The sequence below is a fragment of the Haloimpatiens massiliensis genome, from assembly GCF_900184255.1.
GTDB lineage: Bacteria > Bacillota > Clostridia > Clostridiales > Clostridiaceae > Haloimpatiens > Haloimpatiens massiliensis.
The window spans coordinates 2,085,277-2,109,847 of sequence record NZ_LT854640.1; the positions used below are offsets into that span (position 1 = coordinate 2,085,277).

Below are 24,571 nucleotides of genomic sequence, written 5' to 3' on the forward strand. Positions count from 1 at the left end.
TTAAAATTAGCAACTTTTTCTAAAAAACCACTCCTGATTTTAATATTATATTTGCATAAGGCGTTTGTTCTCCTGTTCTCACTACAGCCTTGCAATTTTTAAGTTCTTTTTTCAATTCTTCATGAGTTACAAATGTAATTTTTACATGGCCTATTTCTTTCTTTATTTCTTCAAATATCTCTGGGCTTACTTCCTTTGTTTCTTTAGCTATTACCACTTCTTCTACTTTTAATTCTGCTAAAACAGCTTTAAGTGTATCCATAAAACTTGGTAAATTCTTTACTAAAGCTAAATCAATTCTTCTTGTTTCCTTTGGTATAGGAAGTCCACAATCCCCTATAGCTATGGAATCAGTATGTCCCATTTTTGATATTTCTTCACTAATAGAACTATTTAATAATGTTGTCTTTCTCATGGCTAGTCCTCCCCGTAAACTTCTATTATTTCTTTTAAATATGGAATGGAAGGCTGAGCTCCTTCTCTCTGAACAGCTATACTAGAGCATTTATTTCCGAACTTAACTGCCCTTTTAATCCCTTCAAAACATAAATTATCAGCATTTAATTTACTTGAGAACCCTCCAATGAATGTGTCTCCTGCTGCAGTGGTATCTACTGCTTTAACTTTATAAGCCTCTACAATTTCTGATTTATCCTCTGAAATCACAGCTGCACCATTTGCTCCAAGGGTTATTATTGTATATTTAACACCTTTTTCCATAAACTTTTTTGCTGCTTCTTTAGCACTATCTAAATCCTTTACAGTCACACCAGTAAGTTCATAAGCTTCTGTTTCATTAGGTACAACTATGTCTGTATATTTTAAAAGCTGCTCTGGAATTTTTTTAGCTGGTGCTGGATTCAATATTGTAACTTTTCCTGCACTCTTAGCCATTTTAAAAGCCTCTATAGTAGTTTCTACTGGTGTCTCAAATTGTGATATTAATATTTGACACTCCCTTATAACTTTTTCAGCTTTCTCTATTTCTTCTTTTTTTATACTCATGTTTGCTCCCGCTGCAACTATTATAGAATTGTTCCCATCTTGATCTACAGAAATTACTGCTGTACCTGTAGGATTTTTTTCATCCTTAAATATAAAATTTACGTTTATATTATCCTGTACTAAGCTCTTAGTAAGTGTCTCACCAGTGCTATCACTTCCAACCTTTGATATCATATAAACCTCAGAGCCCAGTCTCTTTGCTGCCACTGCTTGATTGGCACCTTTTCCTCCTGGAACATTTTGAAGGTCATTTGCAAATATAGTTTCTCCTACCTTAGGCATATTATTTACTTTTAAAACTATATCCATGTTCATGCTTCCAAGCACACACACTCTATTCATAATCTTTCCTCCTTTTATTCCCAAGTGCAAAGTTTCTTCCACTAGCTTTTTCTTAAGTAGAAAATTTTTTAATTTAATTCTATAATTCAAGTGCCTCTATTTTGATTATTTGCAATTTATGCTTGTACTATACTCAATGTATTATTTAGTTAATCGGTTTACTAAACCGATTAACTAAATAATACATTATAAATTTATACCTGTCAATAACTTAATGTAAACATTTAAATAATAACTTTCTGAAAATTTTGTTAAAAAAATATCTATTATAGATAAGTATCCAATTGTTAACTCTCTTGTATAAATGTATAATAATATTATATAGGTAAGAGACCAGCTAGTAAAAGTCAATAAGTTTTTATAAAAAGTTTTATTAATAAAAATAGGCATCACAAAAAATCCATTGAAAAATACGAACAATGGGAAATGGCTCCTAATTGTTTTAGCCGTTAGGCTGCTTGTTCTGATTTAGTGTTTAGATACATTTTTGAATGTATCTTGGGGTCACGTAGTTCATACTCTTTTTGATTTTTAAGAACAGAGAATATGTAGTTAATTAGCTTATGCATTATTGCAACTAAGCCTACTTTTTTACTTTTACCTTTCATATTCTCATTATAGAAACTTAGTAGAACTCTATTTATAGGTTCACCGTTTGTATTCTTACGTATGGATGCTAACGCGACAGCGTATAAGGCCCTACGGCCTATTCTGGTACCTCGTTTGGACATGACGTTTCTGTCACTATTAAACTTACCAGATTGGCTAACAGAAGGGTCTAAGCCAAAATAAGCAACTAAATGTTTAGGTTTAACAAAACCTTTAATATTGCCGATTTCACTCATTATTGTGATGGCAGTTAGTTCTCCAACACCTGGTATTGAGTAAAGTAATTGTACATTTTTCTTAAATTCATCAGAGATTCTATTGCTATTCATTAATAGATGAATTTCTGTTAATAGATTTCCAATTTGGATTTCTAATGATTCTATTACTGAAATAGTATTAATTATTTTTACAAATAAACTTGGTGATTTAAGACCAATGTAAACAGCTTCCTCAGCAGCATCATATAGCTTTTTATAAGTTTTTTCACTATTTGCTAGTCCCCTTCGAGAATTGCTTGAAATGAGGTTAATAAGTTCATCTCTATCAGCATTTATAATTGCTTCAGGACTAGAATACTTTTTTAATATAGCTATTAGTAATGTCTGAAAATACAGAGCTATAACTAGGAAATATAACTCTTAAATCAGTAGAAAGCTTCTTTTTAAATGTAGATTTGCTATCAGTAAATTTATAGTAATCTCTACAAAGAGACTTTAAAGTGTAAATTTCAACATCAAAATTAGAAGAATATTTAACATTTTGAAATTTACCTATAGTAGCAATGGTTAATGCATCTTTTTTATCATTTTTCACTTTTCTTATGTCACCATTCTTGTTACAATTAGTAATGAGTGGATTAAGGATACATACTTCAAATGTATCTTTAAGAAAGTGGAAAAGAGTAAGATGGTATACGCCAGTAGATTCCATGAAAATGCCAGTTTTCATGTTAAACTCTTCTTCCACTTTTTTTATTTGATCTACTAGGTAATCAAAACCATTTCTACTATGCATAATCTTAAAAGGCTTTCTATAAATTTCACCGTCAGGTGCTAGTATAGCAACTACTGAGAAGTCTGCTGATACATCAATTCCAACTGTTGGTCTATAAAAAAATTTACTCATATATATTATCTCCTTTACTTATGAGATAGAATAGATATTCCATTTCTATCAGTAATTTTGTAACCTTGTTTGTGACACAGGTAATTCCCGAAGGGAAACCTAACCAGCTAAACACAGAATTCTCACTGATGGAATGATACTCTCTTCTACGGGTAATAATGACTCGATAGAGTCACTTCCCAGGTAAGAACCATCTATCTTCTATTCAAGAGATATTATATCAAAATATTTAACTGTATAGGTTTCAATTTAGATTTAATAGAAAACTTAATCTAGATATGAAATGAACGCCCTATCGGGCAGAAATAATTAGAACGATAATAAAAAGATTTGTTGTAATGTTCGTTAGAATAATAGATAGTTTTCTATTGAATGTTATGACTACATTATACAAGGTAAGAAGTAAGAACTAAAAGGTTAAAATTCATAGAGAATTTCTTAAATTTATATTTTATGGGACTTTGGCACTAAGAATAATTTATACAATACATTGTATATAAATTCCTTAATACGGCAGTCCCAAAAGGAGTTAGTCAATAGCTGCTAAATTAATTGAAAAAGTGTTTAAATGTGTTAAAATATACTCATACAGAAAGGTGTGAGTATATGAAATATATAACAAATTATAAACCAAAAGATTTTGCTGAATTATTGAATATATCAGTAAAAACATTGCAACGTTGGGATAGAGAAGATATACTCAAAGCAAAGCGTACTCCAACTAATCGAAGATACTATACTTATGACCAATATTTAGAGTTCAAAGGATTGAAAAATAATGTAGATAGAAAGATAGTTATATATACAAGGGTATCTACTAATAATCAAAAAGATGATTTAGTTAATCAAATTGAATTTCTAAAAAATTTTGTAAATGCTAAAGGTATTATCGCTGATGAAGTTATTAAAGATATAGGAAGTGGACTAAACTATAATCGTAAAAAATGGAATAAGCTTTTAGATGAATGTATGGAAAATAAGATAGATTCTATATTCATTACTCATAAAGATAGATTTATACGATTTGGTTATTCATGGTTTGAAAGATTTTTAGGTAAATTTAATACTAAAATAATAGTAGTGAATAATGAAAGTCTTTCACCACAAGAAGAGTTAGTTCAAGACATTATATCAATACTTCACGGTTTTAGTTGTAGAATATACGGTTTTAGAAAGTATAAGAAAAAGATTAAGGAGGATCAAGAAATTGCTAAGAGCGTACAAAACAGAAATACACCCAACGGAAGAACAGAAAAAAAAGATTAATCAAAGTATTGGTGTTTGCAGATGGCTATATAATCAATATTTAGCTAAAAACCAAGAATTGTATAAGCAATTTAAAGAAGACTTGATTTCTAAAAAAGAAGCAATGTTAAGTGCAAATAACTTTGATAAATATATAAACAACGAAGTTAAAGTTTTAGAAGAATATAATTGGATAAACTTATGTGGCTCAAAGGCTCGTAAAAAAGCTATCTGTAATGCTGAAACTGCATATAAAAGATTCTTCACTGGTAAATCTAAGTTTCCAAGGTTGAAGAAAAAAAATAAATCTGATGTTAAATTATATTTTCCTAAAAATAATTTAACAGATTGGAAAATAGAAAGACATAGGATTAACATACCAACTCTAAAATGGATTAGGATAAAAGAATTTGGATATATACCTATTAATTCAAAAGTTGTTAGTGGTACAGTATCAAAGAAAGCTGATAGATATTTTGTATCAGTAATAGTTGAAGAAAAACTAACAATTGAAAATAAATCTTATACAGAAGGAATAGGTATAGACCTTGGACTTAAAGAGTTTGCAGTTATCTCTAATGGTATTCATAAAAAGAATATTAATAAAACTGCTAATGTTAAGGAGATAGAAAAGAAACTAAAACGTGAGCAAAGAAAGCTTTCAAGGAAATATGAGAGCTTGAAATTAAGAAATAAAAAAGAGAAAGGAGAAGCTACTCGTCAAAATATCCAAAAGCAAATAGTTAAGGTACAGAGAGTTCATCAAAGATTATCTAACATTAGAACTGATTATATTAATAAAACAATAAATGAAATAGTTAAGCAAAAACCAAGCTATATAACTATTGAAGATTTAAATGTTAGAGGGATGATAAAAAATAAGCATTTATCTAAAGCAGTAGCACAGCAAAAATTCTATGAATTTAGAGTTAAACTTGAATATAAATGTAAACTAAATGAAATTGAATTAAGGATTGTTGATAGATTCTACCCTTCAAGTAAAACTTGTAGTTGCTGTGGAGCATATAAGAAAGATTTAAAACTATCTGATAGAATATACAAATGTAGTAATTGTAATGCTTCTATAGATAGAGATTATAATGCTTCAATTAATTTAGAAAATGCAAAAATATACGAAGTTGCATAATCAAGCAATCGTATATATGTACCCAAGGCTATTTGGGGAATTAACGACTGTGGAGGTGCTATACAAACGAAAGTAGTATATTCTTATGAATTACAAAATCGAGTACGTTGAAGCAGTAATAATCTCGATATGGGTATATTTGTCCATATTTTGAGTAGCAGTGAATATTAAAATGTTAAGAGAAATTATGAAAAAATACAGAGACAAAAATAATTATGACTTAAGCTGTTCTGAAACCATGATTTATGCTGCTAATGAAGCTTACAATTTAAATTTAGATGAAAAAACTTTAAGAGCTATGGCTCCTTTCAGTGGCGGCATGTGGACAGAAAATGCCTGCGGTGCTCTTACTGGTTCACTAGCAGTTTTAGGAATTTTATTTACCGACAAAGTAGCTCACAACAGCGAACATTTAAAAGAATTAGTTATTCAGTTTCAAGAAAAATTTCAAGATAAACTAAAAAGCAAAATGTGTATAGACCTTAAGCCCTTACATAGAACAGAAGAGGACGGCTGCAACTCTATAATGTATGAAGCTGCAGATATATTAGATGAAATCGTTACTAGAGAAATGAAAAAATAATAGAAATCTTGAATTATGAAATTTCTCCTCCATGACTGGCATAAGAGCTCGGAACAATAAATTTAGATGGTTCTTTTGCTTCTTATGCAAGTCATTACAGAGAAATTTCATAATTCAAGTAATTTAATACCTTTTGTAGATAATCATTTTGTGAAATATAAATAACCATAAAAACTGCGCCAAAAAATTAATATTCTCAAATTTTTTGCCGCAACTTTTATTCATAAATTTTAAATTTCCTTTCTACTAAAGAATATACTAGAAACTACACAGCACCCTATATTTAAAACTACCATTAAAACTATACCTGACAAAGGTGAAATACCATTGTTATTCAAAGTCTGTTTTAAATTACCACTAAATAATGAAAAAACTTTGCTGTAAGTCACATAGGTGTATTTAGTAACCCCTCTCATACCTTTTGTACCAAATACATAGTATATTAAAAACATATTTAAAATTACCCCTATGGTAGTTGAAATAGTTGATGTAGTTGATAATTCAGATATGGTAAAGGAAATTGATGCTACAGTTATTAAAAGTAATATGAAAAACATTAGTTGTCTTATAATCATAGAAGCTGCAGAAATATAAATACCTGAATTAATAACATACTCTAAAATGTTGCTAGTATTATTTATAATATATGTCATATTGTATATATATGGATAGTTAGGATTTCCAAATCCGTCCTTTATTCCAACAATAATAAACCCTATAAGCATAGTTGATAATACTATAATAATAATTGAACAAATCAAAGAAAGGTATTTACCCAACAACACTTTTTTTCTTGAAATAGGTTGTACCAACATAAGTTTTATTGTAGAATCTTCATATTCTTTAGTAAATATGTCACTACTAAATAAAGCTATTAAAAAAATAGCCCCAACAGTAAATGTACTAGCAAAAAATTTCAACATAAATGTAAAAGAATTTTTTTTACCAGTTTCCTCTGGTATTTTATTTTGCTCCAAATAAGTTAAAAACCTAAGCTCTCTTTTATATCTATTCAAATCAAATGAAGTATTTAATTTACCATAAGATATTTCTTTCATTTCAGATTTAAGTATATTTATTTTAGCCTTTATCTTATCCATTTCCTTAGAATTTTTATCTAAAAGAATATCATAATTATTCATTTGTTCTTGCTTATTTTTTAAATATTTTTCATATTCTTTCTTCTCACCGGGAGATGTATTTTTGTCTTCCAGAGTATATTTTATACCCTCAAGTCCACTCTTAGCTGAATTGTAACTATTCATAAAATTACTATTCTCTGTATTTAATGTTGAAGATATAAAATGGTCTGTCTGTATCATATTAACTTTATAATTAAAAATAAGCATTAGAATGAATATAATCCATATTATATAAGTTTTCTTTTGTGAGAAAATTTTTTTAAGTTCTATCAAAAATATATTTCTCAAAACTATCATCCTTTCATAATTAAATCCATATATTTTTTTTCAAGATTTACATCTTCTTCTAAAATAGAGTTCATATCTTCTATATCTAGAATTCTCCCTTTATTGATAAAAGCTACTCTAGTACACAAATGTTGTATTTCAGATAGTTGATGCGACGATATAAATATGGTGATTTTATTTTCAGATGATAGTTTTATAAGAAAATTTCTTAATTCAATAACTCCTCCAGGATCTAAACCATTTGTAGGTTCATCCAGTATTAATAACTTAGGATTTCCAACCAATGCACATCCTATAGCAAGTCTCTGTTTCATTCCTAAAGAATAAGTTTTTACCCTATCATTTATTCTATCTTTTAAACCAATTATATTAATTATATCAATTAGCTCTTCAAACTTAACCCCTCTTAGCCTAGCTACAATTTTTAAATTATCCATTGCCGAAAGATAACCATATAAAGATGGATTTTCAACTATCGCACCTATATTTGAAAGAGCTTTGTCATGTTCATTAAATAAATCAATGTCATTAATAAATACTCTTCCTCTATCAGATTTTATTAGTCCTGTAATGATTTTTATAGTAGTGGTCTTTCCCGCACCATTGGGTCCTAAGAATCCAAATATTTCTCCCTGATCAACAGATAAATTAATGTTGTCTAATATAATTTTGTTGGATATTAATTTTGATATATTTTCCAATCTTAACATATTCATAACAATAACCCCCTAATACTTACGCATATTAATGTCATTATACTTAAAATCCTAACACCTTATTTTTCATAATTTTCTCTTTAAGAAATATATTAATAACACTATTTGTAATAATAAATAATCCTATTTACTTTATGATAACATATTATTAATTACTTTTTTGTAAAATACAGGCTTTCAAAAAAAAAAAAAAAAACGGTATGTTTTTACATATTACCGTTTTTTCATTAACATTTAATATTAATAACTCTACTTTTACACATAATTTTTAAGTTCTACATTAAATGAATAAAGGAAAGACAAATATAATTCAATTTTATCTAATAATGTAACTTTTGTTATATTACCTTTTCTTTTTCCATATCATTTTGATTTTCTATGTTTTCTTCTCCGGCTAAAAATCTCTCACCAGCAGCCTTTATACCTATGGCTCCTAGAGGTGCTGTTATCAATATGGATAAAACTGCTATGGCAAGTATCACATCTCCTGAAGGTACTCCCATGGATAAAGGAACTGCTCCCATGGCTGCTTGAACTGTAGCCTTAGGTGTATAAGCTATAACACAAAACACCTTTTCCTTTAAAGTTAAATTCGTTCCCATAAGTGAAATCCAAACCCCTATGCTTCTTCCCACAAGACCAAGTGCAATTATTAAAATTCCTATAGCACCAGCTTTTAAAGCCACAGCTATATTTACCTCTGCCCCAACTAGTACAAATAATAAAATTTGAGCAAAAATCCATATAAAGCTGAAACACCTAGATAAAGTATCCCCTAGTCTAGCGTCCTTATTATTAATTATATACCCTAATGCCATTACCCCAAGAAGAGATGCTATCTCCACTTTGCCTTTAAGAATAGCCTCAAGTGACACCATCAATATAGAAAATGCCAATACAATAAGAGTTTTTTTAGTATCATTAATGTTGTTTTTTGTAAATAACCTTAATAAAAATAAGCCGGTTATTACTCCTAAAATTATTCCAAGTATAATGGAAAGGGGTATATTAAAAATCTTTAAAGCTACATTTACACTTTTTCCTCCGTAAAATCCTGCAAAGGTTGAAAATATGGTTATGGCAAATACGTCATCTATGGAAGCTCCTGCCAGTATAAGAATTGGAATGCCTTTTTTCATTCCCTTTCTTCTCTCTATAAAACCTATCATTTGTGGAACCACCACCGCTGGTGAAACCGCTGCAAGAATAAATCCTAACATTCCTGCCTCTATAAATGGTATTTTTAATAATTTCCATGCTACAAAAGCTATGGTGAATCCTTCTAAAATTCCAGGTATACAACTTAGTTTAGCTGCTGGAACCCCTATTTTCCTAAGCTCCTCTTTAGTTATGCCCAGCCCTGCTCTAAGTAAAATAACTATCAAAGCTATTTTTCTTAAATCCCCAGAAATATTTAGTAAATCTGGAGATACAATATTAAATACATGTGGTCCCATAAGTATACCTAGAATTATCATTCCTAATAATCCCGGCAATTTCATCTTTTCAAAAATCCAATTTACTAAAAGACCTAATAATACTATAATTGCTATACTCTGAGCCATTTGCTTTCCCCCTTAATATTTTGATTTAAATTTGTTTTTAAGATAACATACTCCTTTTAATTTATAGTTTCTCAATTTGCCAGTAAAATATAAAAACTCCTACACCTTAATTTTATAAAGTGTAGGAGTCATCAGCATTCTAGCGGTTATGGCGGATCTCCATCGCCTATTAATTACTATTTCATAATATCATAACTATTACATTGGTGCAATAGAAATTAGTGAACCATTTTATTCAATATTTAGATAGAATACTATGTTCCTAAAACATAACTATCTCACTTAATTATGAATTACTTTACCCATCTGTAATTAATTCTTTAATCAATCTTTTTATTTATAAAAGCTAAATTAAATATAAATATTATTAAAGTAATTAATAATATTAAATACTTTCCTTTTTCAAACCCACCTCTAGTTAAACTAAAAAGATATAACTTTTTGGTGTATTTGCCTTTGGTGAAAAACTCTATAAAGTAATATGCAAATGAAACTAAATATCCCATGGATAAGTTATTAGTAATATTTACAACAGTAAATCCTATCATGCCCAAAAAATTAGCAGATATCCATATGCCTAAAGTAACTTTCCAAAGGTTGAAACTACTTCCTTTAACTTTTGCCAAACACATAATACCTAATATGCATAAAAACATAAAAATTATCATTATAAAAGTTCTAATTAATATAATTTTCCACTGAGATGTACGCTTTGAATATACTATCTCTACCATATTTGTTTTGCTTTCTATATTTATCATATAGGGTATAAGTATTATACCTATTATTGAAAGATATTGCTCCCCTATGGTAGCTATATTCATATAATCTAAAAGCTTAAGGCTAAATATAATCGGAGTTAACAAAATCATAATCCCAGCAATAATTACATTTAAATTGAAAAGTATCTTAATATTATATTTAGAAATATTAAAATATGTGCTTATAAACTTACACTTAGTGGATGTGTTCACCTACAGCACCCCTTTTCCTAGACCATATAAATGATGTAATGACAATCAATAAAATGGATACTATAATGTAAAAAATTCTATTTACACATATGGCATTTTGAAATTTTATATACTGTGAATGTTCTCCAAATGTATTAAATCTTATGATGAACTTACTTAATCCATAATCTCCACCTAATGTTCTTATGGATAATATCCATAAAATAAATTGTGCAAAAATAGCCACTATACCATTGTTAAAAATCACTGACAATAGCATACCTAAAGCTACTGTAAAAAGTATTGTAGGCAAAATCCAACATAAAGTATATTTATAAAAAGCCATTATATCTATGGAATAATTATTTGCTTTAGCAAAACTTTTAAAAACAAAGGTTGCATGACTTGCATACAAAATATAAATTAATAATATTCCAAGGCATAAAGCTGCATATTTAGAAATTATATAAACACCGCTTGAAACACTTCTGCTGCAAATTAACTCTTCCATTCTACTTCTTCTATCTTTTATAAGTATAAATGCCGCTAAGAATACTGGAAACAATCCTGCTGTAATGCCCATGTAGTCAGAGAAATATCTGGCACCAGCATTAGTTATTTTATCCTTATAAATTATATCCTCAAAATCATTAACAGCCTCTTTATAAGTCTTTTCTTCTGATAGCAAATGACTTCTCATCTTGTCACCGTAATATGTGTTTCCTCCTAATTTTTTATCTAAATCCCTAACTATTTTTAAATATTCATCATAAGATACCTTTATTAAGCTGCTATCTTCACTATCTAAGAATTCTTTTGGGGCTATTTCCTCCATAGCTTTTTTTAAATATTTTTTTTCCTTAAGGTTTAATTTTTCTTGAACATTTAAAATCACTCTTACCTTAGTAAAACTTCCTTCTTCATAATTTCTCCACATTTGAAGATACATCTGTTTAATTTCTTTATTGTGGTCAGTTATATTTTTATGTCCGTAATAGGGACGCATACCATTTATTTTATATTCTTCTGGTGTCATTGGCTTAGAACATTTTTTTAAAACACCTGAAGGTGAAAATTCACTAAAGTAGAAAAATCCTATGATTATTACTAATATACAAAAGGTGATATTTTTAAATAAGTATTTAAATTCCTTTTTTAGTAAATTCCAAAACATATATTACACCTCCTTCATAAGCTTCATGTAAGCATCTTCTATAGAAGGTTTAACACTCTTTGCATCTTCTAAAGGCTTTTCCTTTGATATTATTTTAAGCTTTATAGTATCTCCTTCTGAAACTGTAGATATAATAGGAAATTTATTTCTTACTTCATCTAAGTGTTCCCTTGCTATATTTGATATCCAAACATATCCTTCAGCATTTTCTAGTAAATTTTTGACTTTACCCTGATATAGTATACTACCTTCATTTAATATAGCTAAGTTTTCGCAGGTAAACTCAACATCTTCTACTATGTGAGTAGATAATATAACTATTCTATCTTCTGAAAAGTCTCTTAAAAGATTACGAAATCTTATTCTTTCTTCCGGATCTAATCCTGCAGTAGGTTCGTCTACAATTAGAACTTCAGGCTCATGAAGTATGGCTTGTGCAATACCTAGTCTTCTTTTCATCCCACCTGATAAGGCTTTAACTTTAGTCTTCATGTGATTTTGAAGATTAACTTTATAAAGTAGATGTTCTATTCTCTCCTTCCTAAACTTTTTATTGTTTATACCTGATAAAATAGCTAAATAATCTAATGCTTCATATACATTCATATTAGGATAAATGGAAAACTCCTGAGGAAGATATCCTACTATACTTCTTATATTTTTTTTATTATTTATATCTATATCATTTATTTTTACAGTTCCTTCTGTTTTCTGTATAAGGGTAGTTAATATTCTCATTAGTGTAGTTTTACCTGCTCCATTAGGACCTAAAAGGCCAAACATTCCTTCATTAATGTCTAAATTAATGCCCTTAAGCACTTGCTTATTTCCATAGGATTTTTTTAAATTATTTATTACAATTTTCATATATTGCCCTTCTTTCCTCCCTATACTCATAAAAACTAATAAACGAAAATATAACTAAAGACACACAAATTTCAACAGCTATATTAAAATTTGTTACTTTAATTAAAATAAAACTCATTATTAAAACCATTGATAAATTTGCAGCCATATTTATGGTTTTTATTCTATGTCTTCTAGAATTTTCTTTTACTACTTCTTCTTCAGCTTTTAAATATTCTAAGTACCTTGCTTTTGCAAAGACTCCCTGCAAAAATTTTTCATCTTCCATAGACATATTTTTCAATACCCACACCTCTCTTTTTCTATAGATACTCTTAACTTTTTCCTTGCCCTATAAATCAAGATTTTTATCTGCATTAAGTTTTTACCCATAATTTCTGCTGCTTCTTTATAACTAAAACCCTCAAAATCTATTAAATAAATTACATTTCTGTATTCATCCTTGAGCTCATAGATTTTATCTTTAAGCATTTTTCTTTTTTCTTGGTTTAATATACTTTCAACCGTATCATCTTTAGAAATATCATTGTGTATCTCAGATAAAGGTACAGTAGATTTTTTTCTAATATAATCAATGCTTTTATTTCTTATTATTGTAAATAAATAAGTTTTAAATTTATATTTTTCGTTGTACTTTTCCTTATAAACATAGATATATCCAAAGCTTTCCTGCACAATATCTTCTGCAATATAATAATCATGAACATAGCTTTGAGAAAAAGCTACTGCTGATTTTCTGTATTTTATAACAATTTTCTCAAAGCTCTCCAGGTCTCCATCTTTGAATTTTCTCATAAGATGCAAATCTTCCTCCATGCTCTCCCCCCTTTGCCTTTTGCAATGGACCGTAATATCTTATATAGACGTCTAATTTAAAATACTTACACTACTTATTCGTATAAACCTCAATAAGGTTACACATAAATGTTAATTATTTAAAAGTTTTTATTAAGGTCAACTCTCTAATACTGCACAATACATATTTAATCTAATCTATTATTCACCTAAACAATACTCTTCCATATTCCACTCTGCTGTTACCCAATCTTTGTAAAATTCTCTTTCGTGACAAACCAAAAGTACAGTTCCTTCAAAATTTATAAGTGCTTCTTTTAAAATTTCTTTAGCACTTACATCTAAGTGATTGGTAGGCTCATCTAACACAAGCCAGTTGCTTTCTTTCATCATAAGCTTGCAAAGCCTTACCTTAGCCTGTTCTCCTCCACTCAACGCACACATATTTTGCATTATGTGGTCTCTCTTAAGTCCACACTTTCCAAGAGCCTCTCTTATTTCCGCTTGCGTTTTTTCAGGATATTCATCCCACACCTCATCTATAGGAGTGATATCTTTAGGCTTCACTTCCTGCTCAAAATAAGATGGGTAAATATGAACTCCAAAATTTATATCACCATACAAAGGAGATATAACTCCCATTAAAGTTTTTAAAAGTGTCGATTTTCCTATACCATTACAGCCTGTAATAGCTACTTTTTCTCCCCTTGTAAGCTTTAAATTTAAGTTTCTTATTATAGGATATCTATAACCTATATCCATAGAATTACTTTCAAATATAAGCTTTCCTGATTTTCTAGCTTCTAAAAATGAAAAATATGGCTTTGGTGGTGTCTTAGGTTTTTCAATTCTTTGTATCTTATCTAGCTTCTTCTGCCTGCTTAAAGCCATTTTACTAGTGGAAGCCCTAACTTTATTTTTATCAATATAATCTTGAAGTTTTTTAATTTCCTTTTGCTGCTTCTGATACTCTTGCATATACCTTTGAGTTTCATCTTCACTGAGCTTTAAAAACTTTTCATAATTTCCTGGGTAACGCTTTAAAGCTGCAAATTGCAAATGATATATTACATTAGTTATATTGTTTATAAATGCAGTATCATGGGATATAACCACAAAACTTTTAGCATAGTTCTGTAAATATCCAGCCAGCCAATCCACATGTTCCTTGTCTAGATAATTAGTAGGCTCATCCAAAAGCAAAAGATCATAACTTGTTAAAAGCAGCTTTGCAAGTTTAACTTTTGTACGCTGACCTCCACTTAACTTTTCTACAGGCGTTTCCATGCCTAAATGGGATAATCCAAGTCCATTAGCTACATTTTCTATATAACTATCAATATTATAAAAATCACTAGCACTTAAAGCATCTTGAAGCCTAGAAAATTCTTTAAGAAGCTTTTCCACTTCTCCTTCACTGGCACTAGAAAGCTTATCTCCAACCTTAAGCATTTTTGTTTCCATAGCATATAATTCAATAAAGGCTTCCTTAAGTACTTCTCTTATGGTTTTACCATCCTCTAGCTCAGAATGTTGATCTAAATAACCTATTTTAGTAGAAGCTGATTTATACACTCTTCCTTCGTCGGGAATAAGTTCACCAACTATTATATTAAATAGCGTACTTTTACCAACTCCATTAATTCCTACTAACCCTGCATGCTCTCCATTTAAAATGTTTAAAGATATATCTTTAAATAAAATTTTATCTGCAAAGCCAAAACTTAAATTTTCAATACTTAATATACTCATCTCTATCTCTCCTAAAAAAATATTGTAAATTATTTGAATGTACCTTATTACTTTTAAATGCAAAAAGGGAAAGAGGCTATTAAAATTCCTCTTTCCCTTTAAATAATAAAATAGAAAACCAATTTTTGTATAAAAAAATAAGGGTACCAAAAAAGAGTCTTTAATATGTCTCGTGAAATTTTATTAACCTAATTTAGCTAAAAAAGGGCGCACTTCTCCCGTATTTAAGCTAAACGGTTTACAAAAATTTCACAATTACACATTCTAGACTCTCAACTCCCTTAATAATTAAAATAATAATAATTTACTAATTTTATATTACAGCACATATTTTAATAAGTCAACCGTATTAAGTATATAACTTGAAATTTTGTATTAAGATTCTTTATCATAGATATTATGTTCTCTTTACATTTTTTAGTATCATATTTTACAACATCACTTTCACTCTTTATCATAAACATTATATGATTTCCAACACCTGATTTTTATGTCCAATATTACTTTTAAAATGCATTTACTATTAAATTTTTAGTATATTCTTCCCTTGGGCTTTGAAATACTTTCACTACATTACCCTGCTCCACTACTTTTCCCTCTGTCATAACTAGTACTCTGTCAGATATTTTTCTAGCTAAATATAAATCATGGGTTATATAAAGTATGGAAAATCCTTTTCTATTTTGAAGCTCTTTTAATAATCTTGTTATATTAGCTTTGGTGGAAGGATCTAGCATGGAACTTATTTCATCTGCTATTAATACTTTAGGCTCTAGTATTAAGCTTCTAGCTATGGCTATTCTTTGCCTTTGACCACCGCTTAATTCATTACATTTCTTACTTAAAAAATATTCCTCTTTAGGAAGCTGAACCTCTTCTAATAACTCCATAACTTTTCTCTTTCTATATTCCTTATCTCCATCTTTTAATATGTCTAAAGGCTCCCTTATCACTTCTTCTACTGTTAATTTTCCATTAGTTGAAGACAGCGGGTCTTGAAATACCATTTGTATTCCTTTTTTCTTGCAAGTTACATTATTTTCCTTAACTTCTTCTCCTTCAAATTCTACACTTCCTGAATCACCTTTCAAAAGTCCGCACAGTATCTTACCAAAAGTAGTTTTACCTGAACCCGACTGACCTATTAAGCTAACTATTTCTCCACTTCTTATCTTAACGCTACAACCTTTGCAAGCTTCTACAGGATTATCTTTATGAATGTACGTTTTCTTCACATTTTTAGCTTCCAATAAAGTTATTATTCCCCCTCTATTACAAGCTACTTTTCTATTTTCACCTATACTTTTTAGAATAGGTCTGCAGCTAGAACACTGCTCTTTCCTCTGATTACATCTACTGTAAAATACACATGCTGAACCTTTTCCTTCTTCACAAACTCCTCTTATGCCCCATAAATCTTGATATACATTTAGCTCTAAAGAAGAATATATAAGTCCTCTAGTATAGGTATGAGCAGGTTCCTCTAATATTTCTTTAGCTATTCCCTCTTCTAACACATTACCTCTATACAAAACCTCTATTTTACTACACAAGGTATTGATTACAGATAAATCATGAGATATTACTATCATAGAAAATCCATTTTCCTTTTGAAGCTCCCCTATTAAATTAACTATTTCATTTTTACTTACAGGATCTAACGCTGTGGTTGGCTCGTCTACTAATAAAAGTTCCGGATCACAAGCAAGAGCCATAGCTATAAGCACTCTTTGGCGCATTCCCCCTGATAGCATATGAGGATACTTCTTCCCACAATGAGGTTGAAGACCTACCATTTTTAATAATTCCTCTGACTTTCTATAGGCTTCTAATTTACTTATATTTTGGTGTTCTATAATACTCTCTGCAATTTGGGTATTTATATCTAAAACAGGATTTAATATATCTAAACTATTTTGAAATACCATAGATACTTTATTCCATCTATAAAAATTAAGTTCCCTATCCTTTAATGAATTTAGGTCCGTGCCTTCATATAAGATTTCACCTTTAGTATCTGCCTTATCCGTTAAAAGCCCCATTACAGCTAAAGCAATAGAACTTTTGCCACTACCAGATTCACCTATTATCCCCAAAGTCTCACCTTTTTTTACCTGGAAACTAACCTTAGAAACCGCTTCTACGCCTCCATGATATGTGACAAATAAATCTTTTACCTCTAAAATATTTTCCATAAAAAACCCCACCTTAAATTTTTTCTATTTCTCTGCCTAAAAAAGCTATGCTCATAACTGTAATTGTTATAGCCACTAAAGGACTTACTATCCACCATTTCCAATATTCAGTGAAATATATACCTTGAAATCCCATGGCATGATTAAGTATTATTCCCCAGCTTTTTGAGCTAGGATCTCCCAGTCCTAGAAATGAAAGAGAAGCCTCTGCTATAATGGCCTTATTTACTAATTTTATTATGCTAACCATAAGCACTGGAAATATATCTTTCAATATGTGCTTTTTAGTTATGTGAAAAAATCCTCCCCCATAACTTTTAGCCGCAATTATATAGTCTTCTTTAGTTACAGACATAACTTTAGCTCGTACTATCCTTGCGGGAGTTGTCCATGAAAATAAACTAAGCACTATAATAATGTTGAATATGCTTGGACCAAAAAATGCCCCTATTATTATCATTAAAGGAAGATCAGGAAGAATTATCATAATATCTGTTATTCTCATAAGCACTCTGTCAACTATGCCACCATAATATCCGCATATAATTCCTATTATTCCACCACCGACTCCTGCCAATAGTGCCGTTCCAAAACCAACTATAATACTTATTCTTGTTCCAATACATATTTGAGCCCATAAGTCTATTCCCAAATCATCTGTTCCCAAAATATGTACCTTTGATGGTGCTTCAAGTGCTGACCCTGATGGGATATTATAGGGATATTTACTTAAAACAGGTGCAAATATACCAATGATTAATAATAAAATAAGTATTCCTAAAGATATTTTTCCCGAAAGAGACAGATTAAGCCTTCTATTTTCTTTTCTTCCTACAGTTTTTCTACTTGTGCCTATGTATTTTCTTTTTATATCTATACACCTTCTTTTTACTATAGATAATTTATTAATCTCCATGCTATTCACCTAATCCCTAATCTCTGCTTTATACAAATATTAAAGTTTAAATATAAAAATTTAAATATTATTTATTTTCATCTAAAGCTAAAAATATTTTATAGCTTTAAAGTTTAAGCTTTAAGCTTTAAATTTCTAATTCATTCTAGGGTCTAACTTTTTGCAAACTATATCTGAAAGAAAATTGCTTATAAGTACCAATAAGGTAACCAGTATAAATATTCCCTGAATTAATGGATAATCCCTTACAAAAACCGCCTCTTTCATAAGCTTTCCTACACCTGGATATTGAAATACATTTTCCACAAGAATAGCTCCTCCTATCATTGCCCCAAGACTTAGAAATATTCTGGTTATTATAGGGAAAATCGCATTTCTAAGAGCATGTCTGAACACTATAGTTCTTTTCCTAAGCCCTTTACCTTTTGCCGTTTGTATATAATCCTTCGAAAGCACTGATATGGTAGAATTTCTAGATAGTAAATAAAATCCACCTAAGTTTGAAAGAGTTAAGGTTAATACTGGCAAAAATCCGTGATGAACTATATCCTTCATTTGGGCATATTTATTTGGATACTTTGCAAAACTTTCTGTTGCTCCTGCTAAAGGAAATAGACCGTATTTAGCTGCTAATATAAAAAGGAAAAAAGTTCCCACCAAAAAAGGCGGTATTTCTGAAAATCCCAGCATAATAAAATAGAGAATTCCATCTCCTCTTTTGGTTTTATACCAAGCAGATATACATCCTAGCACACATCCAATAACTGCACTCAAAAACGTAGAAATTAAAACTAATCCTACAGTCCAACCTATTCTGCTTTTTATTATATTTAAAACCTGGTCATTATAATAAATGCTGTATCCTAAGTTTCCTTTAAAAGTGTCCTTAATATATTTAATATATTGCTCTGGCAAAGGTTTATCCAATCCATAGTACGCCTTATATTTCTCTATTTGCTCCTCAGTGTAAGTTATCGTTACATCCCCTTCATCTGAAGACAAAAAAGTGAATGGGTCCCCAGGCATAAGCCTAGGGATCATAAAATTAAAAGTCAACACACAAAAGAATGTTAATATATACCCCATTATTTTTTTATTGCAGTACTTTTTACACATATAAATCCCACTCTTTCCTACAAATATCGGTAGGTGCCTGACACCATTTAGTTATTATTTCGACAAAAGTCGGTAGGTGCCTGGCACCAATTCTATCTCTTTAAGTAGGATAATTTACAGTGACTTAGACAATGGTGATCAAATATACACATCCAACCATCATATTTTTCCGGTCTGTATACAGTATAGCCTGTAGTATTGTATATTGGTATAACTGGTACTTCTTCGCTTATTAATTCTTGTAATTTGAATACAGTTTCTTTTCTTTCCTTTTCATCAAATTGCACTGCTTGCTTTTCACATAGCTCATTTACTTCTTTGTTTGAATATCCTGGTATACCTGAAAAAGTTGTGGTTCTTCCTGAAGCGAACATTACTCTAAGTTGGTCTGCATCGCTTCCCCAGCCACCGTAACCTATAAGACATAATTGATAGTCACCTTTTTTAACTGCTGCATCTCTTGTTTTACCATCTACACTTTTAACTTTTAGTTCTATTCCGGCTTTTTCCATACTTATTTTCATAAGTTCAGCTATTCTCACCTCAGGTTTTGAATTTCCTATTAATAGTTCAAAAGATAGTTTTTTATCTTTTAAAAGTTTTTTTGCTTTATTTGTATTAAATTCATAGTTTTTAACATTTTTGTTATACCATATATGGTCCTGTGGCAAATATCCTGCACTGGCAGGTACCGCTGCTCCCCTAGCAACTTTCTGAATCAATTCTTTCCTATCTATAGAATAGTTCATAGATTGTCTAACTTCTTTTTCTTTTAGTTCAGGGCATTTTTCCATATTTAAAGATAGCTTGTATCCCCAGAAAGCGGGTGCCTTAAATATTTTATATTCTTTCTTATTCTCGTATCTCTTTACTACATCTGCTGATGGTGAAAACATGTCTATGTCACCTTTTTCAAAGGCTAGCACTGGGTCGCTTACAGGAACAAATTGAATCTCTTTTACAACCGCTTCCCCCCTCCAGTAATCTTTAAATGCTTTAAATTTATATGAACCTGCTTCCTTGTTGTATTCTTCACATATGTAAGGTCCACATCCTATAAATGCTTCCTTGTCATTAAAATTCTTTGGATCTTTAACATTTTCCCATATATGTTTTGGTATTATTCTTACGTCACCTAATTTTTCTAATAGAGTTACATTAGGCTTGTTCACAAGTATTTTTACACTATCCTCATCTATTATATCTATACTCTTTATTATGTTTATTCCTTTCCCTTTTTCCTTTCCTTTTCCACCACCTAAAGAATAACTTACTGGCGGATTTTTCTCAAAATATTCAAAGGAAAACTTAACATCTTCTGGAGTTAATTCCTTTCCATCCTGCCACTTTACTCCTTTCCTTATTTTAAATATATATTCTTTCCCTTCCTTGTTTACCTTCCAACTCTCAGCAAGCCATGGTATTATACCTTCTTCGTCCTTTTCAATAAGACCATCAAACACTAACCTCATTTTAAAAGAACCTGGTCCCCTTTGATAATGCTTGTATGGATTAGGTGCTCCCCAATCTCCTCCTTCAAGCTTTATTACTTCTGCTTCTTTCTTTCCTTGAACTTTATCTCCATTGGCTATTGTACTCTTTGCAGAACCACTATCCTTTTGGGCTGGATTGGAACCACATCCTGCAGCCGTAAAGATAACTGTTCCAGCTAACACTAAAGTCACTAACTTGCTTTTTAACTTTTTATTCATCTCCTACATCCTTCCTGAAATAATTTATATGTTTATTTTCACCATAAATTATTTTTAACAAATCTAAATCAGAAATTAACTATAATATTTTCTTTGAGCACTTATTGTTAAAATCCTCTATTATAATCCTCAAAACAATCTAGGCACACCCTTTGTCCATTCATAATCCTTATTTTATGTTCTGGTGCTGATTCTCCACATTTTTCACATACTATATTGCTAAATAATCTAGCCTTACTTGGCAACTGAAAGTTTGGCTTTTTAAAGTCAAATATATCATCTACATTAGCCTCTAATATGTAGTTCATTCTCTGCTCTCTGTCCATTTCTCCTTTAAATGGTTTTAGGACCATTCTTATACTTTCTCCAGTTTTTCTATTAAAAAAGCTAAATGCCATTTTACCAGTACCTCTGTATATTAAATTTCCTTTTCCCATACTACAACCTGTAATAACTTGTACCGCATCTACCCCACAAGCATCATTTTCCGTAACACATACAATTTCTTCATCCTTTGAAAAATTTACTCCTAATTTTTTCATGGCTGCCTCACTGGCTTTATATCCTATAGCTAATCCAGGGCATTGATGTCCATGAAATTCCACTGATTTTTCCCATAATTTCTTATCCATAATTTTAATTCCTCCTAAACACATTTTTTATTATATTTTTAAGTTACTTAATAATTAACATTCATGTAAAACTTTATTTATAAAAACCTTACATACTATAATTAAAACCTCTAACTATATAATCTATAATTAACATATAAAAATCTTTTTTTTGCACAAAAAAAGGTAGAACTATCCCCAAACTAAGTTCTACCTTCGTGGTATCTTTTCATTTATAATAACATTCTACTTCGTGTAGATATGCTTGTTCATTTATTAACAATACTATTATAGCATATGCCAGAATTTTTTCAATATTTATTTAATAATATACTATTTTTTTCTATTGCTTATTCTTGAGTATTTTCAACTTTCATCTTACTTTCTAAATATTTTCTGCACTCCTTAACCTCGTTTAAAATTAATTGTAGATATTTAAAAATACTACATATTAAGAATACTAAAAGAACCACACAACCTATCCCCAACAAAAGTGGCCCTCCAACCGCACCACCACATACTGTAAAAAATAATATAACAAAACTCGCCATCATAATTTTATCCTTTAAATTCCATCCAAACATCCCTTCAATACCTCCCTGTAAACACTTTACATAAAATCATTAACTGCATATTATATTAATATCTTTGCAATTTGTCTTATAAGCATACCCCTTTTATCAGGGCAAACGCATCTTTATATTGCATTTACTCCAATATAAAAATATATTCACGTAATATTATTAACTAAAGAATATTTTTATGTTTTAATTCTCCCATGATTTTTATTATGAGTAGTAAGCTTTTCTACTTCTACCTCTATAATACCACCTCTTAATATACAATCAAAAAATAATTCAACATTGTCATGAAGAGTTGTAACAATGGTATCTTTTAATTCTAATAATTCAATTACTGTAATTTCATTTGAACTATTACAAGATTCTCCTCTTAATGTTTTACCATCTATAGATACTATTTCTCCATTCAATCATGTCTTTTAACTATGTACTTCCTTCTAATCTCAAATATAAAATTAGGGTATTCCAAAAACAAATGAATAAAAAAGATTTGTTGACCTCAACTAATTTTTAGTAACTCAACTTTCGCACATAAAATTTAAGGCGGAAGCCTTTAAAATAAACATATAAAGCAAAGAAACATTCCTTTTGGTATAATAGAATCATGACAAACATCACACCAAGGAAAGGAATGTTTCTTATGAATACTATTATATCAAATGATACTACTGATAAACAACTTAATTTTACTATAAATAGATTTTTTAAGGATAACAAAATTGGATACATACTTAAACAATGTAATTTTTCTAAAGAAAAAGGATTTTCCTGTATAAAAATATTTAAATATATCTTTATGCTTGTTTTTACTGGAAAAAACTTATTTAGAAACTTGGAATTTGGAAAAAATAATCAATTTTCAAAGGATACTATATATAGATTCCTTAACTCACCAAACTTCAATTGGAGAAAATTTCTGTTTTTACTTTCTTCATCAATCATAAAAAACATTATTGTGCCTCTTACTTCTGAAGATAGAGTTAATGTACTTGTAGTTGATGATTCTTTATACAGTAGATCTAGAAGTAAATCTGTTGAACTTCTTGCAAGAGTTCGTGATCATGTTGATCATAAATATATCAAGGGCTTTCGCCTTCTTACTCTTGGCTGGTCAGATGGCAACACTTTTTTACCACTTGCGTTCACTCTACTTTCTTCCGAAAAGGAGAAAAACAGACTTTGCTCAGAAAATCACAATATTGATAAAAGAACTAATGGATCTAAACTCCGTAAGGAGGCTATTTTAAAGTCACCCGAAGTTATGATTAGTTTACTTAAACAAGTTTCAAAATATGCTATTCCTGCTTCATATGTTCTTTTTGACAGCTGGTTTACGTACCCAAAAACTCTTATACAGATTTTAGAACTCAAACTTAATACTATTGCCATGGTTAAAGCAATGCCAAGGGTTTACTACAATTACAATGGTAAATTATTGAACCTTAAAGATCTTTACGCTGCTTTAAGAAAAAGGCGTGGTAAGGCCAAAATTCTCTCTTCTGCTATTGTAGGTATTGGCTCTGACAAAAATGGTAATGAAGTAAAAGCAAAAATTGTATTTGTAAGGGACAGAAACAGAAGTAGAAAATGGCTTGCTTTAATTTCAACCAATATATCCTTAGATGATAACGAGATAGTAAGAATTTATGGAAAACGTTGGGATATAGAGGTTTTCTTTAAAATGAACAAGTCCTTTCTAAAACTCGCTAAAGAGTTTCAAGGGCGTTCTTATGATTCCATGGTTTCACATACTTCTATAGTTTTTACTAGGTATATTATGCTTACTTTAGAAAGTCGTAAGAATAATGATGTCAGAACTATCGGTGGATTTTTTTATCAATGTTGTGATGAACTTCAAGATGTTAAGTTTTGTGAAGTAATGAATCTTATTATAGATATTTTAAAAAATGTATTAACTGAAAAACTTCTTCTTTCAAAAGACATTATTGACTCAATAATAGATAGTTTTATTGCTGCTTTACCTTGTTATATCAAGGAGAAGTTAGTCTTTTTGTCCTGCGAAAGTTGAGTTAGTAAATATCAACAAATCTCTTTCAAATTTAAAAATATTAATTAAGATACATGAAAAAAATAACAAGTCAAAGATGCTAGTATATTTTTTTCAGACAATG

23 protein-coding genes, 1 pseudogene and 1 riboswitch are annotated in these 24,571 nt (G+C 29.8%); of the genes and pseudogenes, 4 read left to right on the forward strand and 20 right to left on the reverse strand.

Going from position 1 to position 24,571, the window contains the following annotated elements:
• Nucleotides 1–19: 19 nt before the first annotated feature.
• The 3 genes and pseudogenes from rbsD to C1715_RS17945 all read right to left on the reverse strand — a co-directional run bounded on the left by rbsD (nt 20) and on the right by C1715_RS17945 (nt 3,081).
• Nucleotides 20–415, reverse strand: a complete 396-nt coding sequence (gene rbsD, locus C1715_RS17930; RefSeq protein ID WP_102401708.1) for a D-ribose pyranase — start codon at nt 413–415, stop codon at nt 20–22.
• Nucleotides 416–417: 2 nt separating this feature from the next.
• Entirely contained in the window at nt 418–1,347 is a 930-nt protein-coding gene (gene rbsK, locus C1715_RS17935) for a ribokinase (protein ID WP_102401709.1), read from the reverse strand.
• A gap of 449 nt (nt 1,348–1,796) precedes the next feature.
• Nucleotides 1,797–3,081: pseudogene (locus C1715_RS17945) on the reverse strand (IS110 family RNA-guided transposase).
• Nucleotides 3,082–3,696: 615 nt separating this feature from the next.
• On the opposite strand from C1715_RS17945, the gene C1715_RS17950 reads away from it, so the two are divergent.
• The 3 genes from C1715_RS17950 to C1715_RS17960 all read left to right on the forward strand — a co-directional run bounded on the left by C1715_RS17950 (nt 3,697) and on the right by C1715_RS17960 (nt 6,056).
• Nucleotides 3,697–4,347, forward strand: coding sequence for an IS607 family transposase (locus C1715_RS17950; protein WP_102401984.1), 651 nt, complete (start codon nt 3,697–3,699; stop codon nt 4,345–4,347).
• Nucleotides 4,289–5,473 (forward strand): RNA-guided endonuclease InsQ/TnpB family protein, encoded by a 1,185-nt coding sequence (locus tag C1715_RS17955; protein WP_102401711.1) that lies wholly within the window; start codon nt 4,289–4,291, stop codon nt 5,471–5,473. The genes C1715_RS17950 and C1715_RS17955 overlap by 59 nt, the downstream gene beginning before the upstream one ends.
• 187 nt (nt 5,474–5,660) lie before the next feature.
• Nucleotides 5,661–6,056: a C-GCAxxG-C-C family (seleno)protein gene (locus tag C1715_RS17960; RefSeq protein WP_242971995.1), complete on the forward strand. Its 396-nt coding sequence runs from the start codon at nt 5,661–5,663 to the stop codon at nt 6,054–6,056.
• Between the two features lie 230 nt (nt 6,057–6,286).
• Here the strand turns inward: C1715_RS17960 and C1715_RS17965 are convergent, their stop codons facing one another.
• The 17 genes from C1715_RS17965 to C1715_RS18040 form a co-directional block, all read right to left on the reverse strand.
• Nucleotides 6,287–7,486 (reverse strand): ABC transporter permease, encoded by a 1,200-nt coding sequence (locus tag C1715_RS17965; RefSeq protein ID WP_180964135.1) that lies wholly within the window; start codon nt 7,484–7,486, stop codon nt 6,287–6,289.
• A gap of 5 nt (nt 7,487–7,491) precedes the next feature.
• Nucleotides 7,492–8,202 (reverse strand): ABC transporter ATP-binding protein, encoded by a 711-nt coding sequence (locus tag C1715_RS17970; RefSeq protein ID WP_102401714.1) that lies wholly within the window; start codon nt 8,200–8,202, stop codon nt 7,492–7,494.
• A gap of 338 nt (nt 8,203–8,540) precedes the next feature.
• Nucleotides 8,541–9,767, reverse strand: coding sequence for a cation:proton antiporter (locus C1715_RS17975; RefSeq protein ID WP_102401715.1), 1,227 nt, complete (start codon nt 9,765–9,767; stop codon nt 8,541–8,543).
• Nucleotides 9,768–9,882: 115 nt separating this feature from the next.
• Nucleotides 9,883–9,943, reverse strand: a riboswitch (Fluoride riboswitch).
• Between the two features lie 144 nt (nt 9,944–10,087).
• Complete coding sequence (locus C1715_RS17980) at nt 10,088–10,741, reverse strand: hypothetical protein (RefSeq protein ID WP_102401716.1); 654 nt, start codon at nt 10,739–10,741, stop codon at nt 10,088–10,090.
• Nucleotides 10,725–11,894 (reverse strand): ABC transporter permease, encoded by a 1,170-nt coding sequence (locus C1715_RS17985; RefSeq protein WP_102401717.1) that lies wholly within the window; start codon nt 11,892–11,894, stop codon nt 10,725–10,727. Before C1715_RS17985 ends, C1715_RS17980 begins: the two co-directional genes overlap by 17 nt.
• 3 nt (nt 11,895–11,897) lie before the next feature.
• The gene (locus C1715_RS17990) at nt 11,898–12,761 is read right to left on the reverse strand and encodes an ABC transporter ATP-binding protein (RefSeq protein WP_102401718.1); all 864 of its coding nucleotides are present in this window, start codon (nt 12,759–12,761) and stop codon (nt 11,898–11,900) included.
• Nucleotides 12,742–13,029, reverse strand: a complete 288-nt coding sequence (locus C1715_RS17995; protein WP_146005411.1) for a hypothetical protein — start codon at nt 13,027–13,029, stop codon at nt 12,742–12,744. The genes C1715_RS17990 and C1715_RS17995 overlap by 20 nt, the downstream gene beginning before the upstream one ends.
• An 11-nt stretch (nt 13,030–13,040) precedes the next feature.
• Nucleotides 13,041–13,577 (reverse strand): RNA polymerase sigma factor, encoded by a 537-nt coding sequence (locus tag C1715_RS18000; protein ID WP_102401720.1) that lies wholly within the window; start codon nt 13,575–13,577, stop codon nt 13,041–13,043.
• A gap of 180 nt (nt 13,578–13,757) precedes the next feature.
• Nucleotides 13,758–15,308 carry a ribosomal protection-like ABC-F family protein gene (abc-f, locus tag C1715_RS18005; RefSeq protein ID WP_102401721.1) on the reverse strand — a complete coding sequence of 517 codons (1,551 nt, stop codon included), beginning with the start codon at nt 15,306–15,308 and terminating at the stop codon, nt 13,758–13,760.
• A 332-nt stretch (nt 15,309–15,640) separates the two neighbouring features.
• Entirely contained in the window at nt 15,641–15,766 is a 126-nt protein-coding gene (locus tag C1715_RS20140; protein WP_278320128.1) for a hypothetical protein, read from the reverse strand.
• A 48-nt stretch (nt 15,767–15,814) separates the two neighbouring features.
• Complete coding sequence (locus C1715_RS18010; protein ID WP_102401722.1) at nt 15,815–17,503, reverse strand: ABC transporter ATP-binding protein; 1,689 nt, start codon at nt 17,501–17,503, stop codon at nt 15,815–15,817.
• Nucleotides 17,504–17,516: 13 nt separating this feature from the next.
• Nucleotides 17,517–18,419 carry an ABC transporter permease gene (locus C1715_RS18015; RefSeq protein ID WP_102401723.1) on the reverse strand — a complete coding sequence of 301 codons (903 nt, stop codon included), beginning with the start codon at nt 18,417–18,419 and terminating at the stop codon, nt 17,517–17,519.
• A gap of 135 nt (nt 18,420–18,554) precedes the next feature.
• On the reverse strand, nt 18,555–19,535 hold the full coding sequence (locus C1715_RS18020; RefSeq protein WP_102401724.1) for an ABC transporter permease: 981 nt from the start codon (nt 19,533–19,535) through the stop codon (nt 18,555–18,557).
• Nucleotides 19,536–19,627: 92 nt separating this feature from the next.
• A complete protein-coding gene (locus tag C1715_RS18025; RefSeq protein WP_180964136.1) occupies nt 19,628–21,247 on the reverse strand; it encodes an ABC transporter substrate-binding protein in 1,620 nt (539 codons plus the stop codon).
• Nucleotides 21,248–21,354: 107 nt separating this feature from the next.
• On the reverse strand, nt 21,355–21,879 hold the full coding sequence (locus tag C1715_RS18030; protein ID WP_102401725.1) for an FmdE family protein: 525 nt from the start codon (nt 21,877–21,879) through the stop codon (nt 21,355–21,357).
• A 329-nt stretch (nt 21,880–22,208) separates the two neighbouring features.
• The gene (locus C1715_RS18035; RefSeq protein ID WP_102401726.1) at nt 22,209–22,442 is read right to left on the reverse strand and encodes a hypothetical protein; all 234 of its coding nucleotides are present in this window, start codon (nt 22,440–22,442) and stop codon (nt 22,209–22,211) included.
• Nucleotides 22,443–22,618: 176 nt separating this feature from the next.
• Nucleotides 22,619–22,849 carry a hypothetical protein gene (locus C1715_RS18040; protein WP_102401727.1) on the reverse strand — a complete coding sequence of 77 codons (231 nt, stop codon included), beginning with the start codon at nt 22,847–22,849 and terminating at the stop codon, nt 22,619–22,621.
• 230 nt (nt 22,850–23,079) lie between these two features.
• Between C1715_RS18040 and C1715_RS18045 the strand changes: the two genes are divergently transcribed.
• On the forward strand, nt 23,080–24,468 hold the full coding sequence (locus C1715_RS18045) for an IS4 family transposase (RefSeq protein ID WP_102398663.1): 1,389 nt from the start codon (nt 23,080–23,082) through the stop codon (nt 24,466–24,468).
• Nucleotides 24,469–24,571 lie beyond the last annotated feature (103 nt).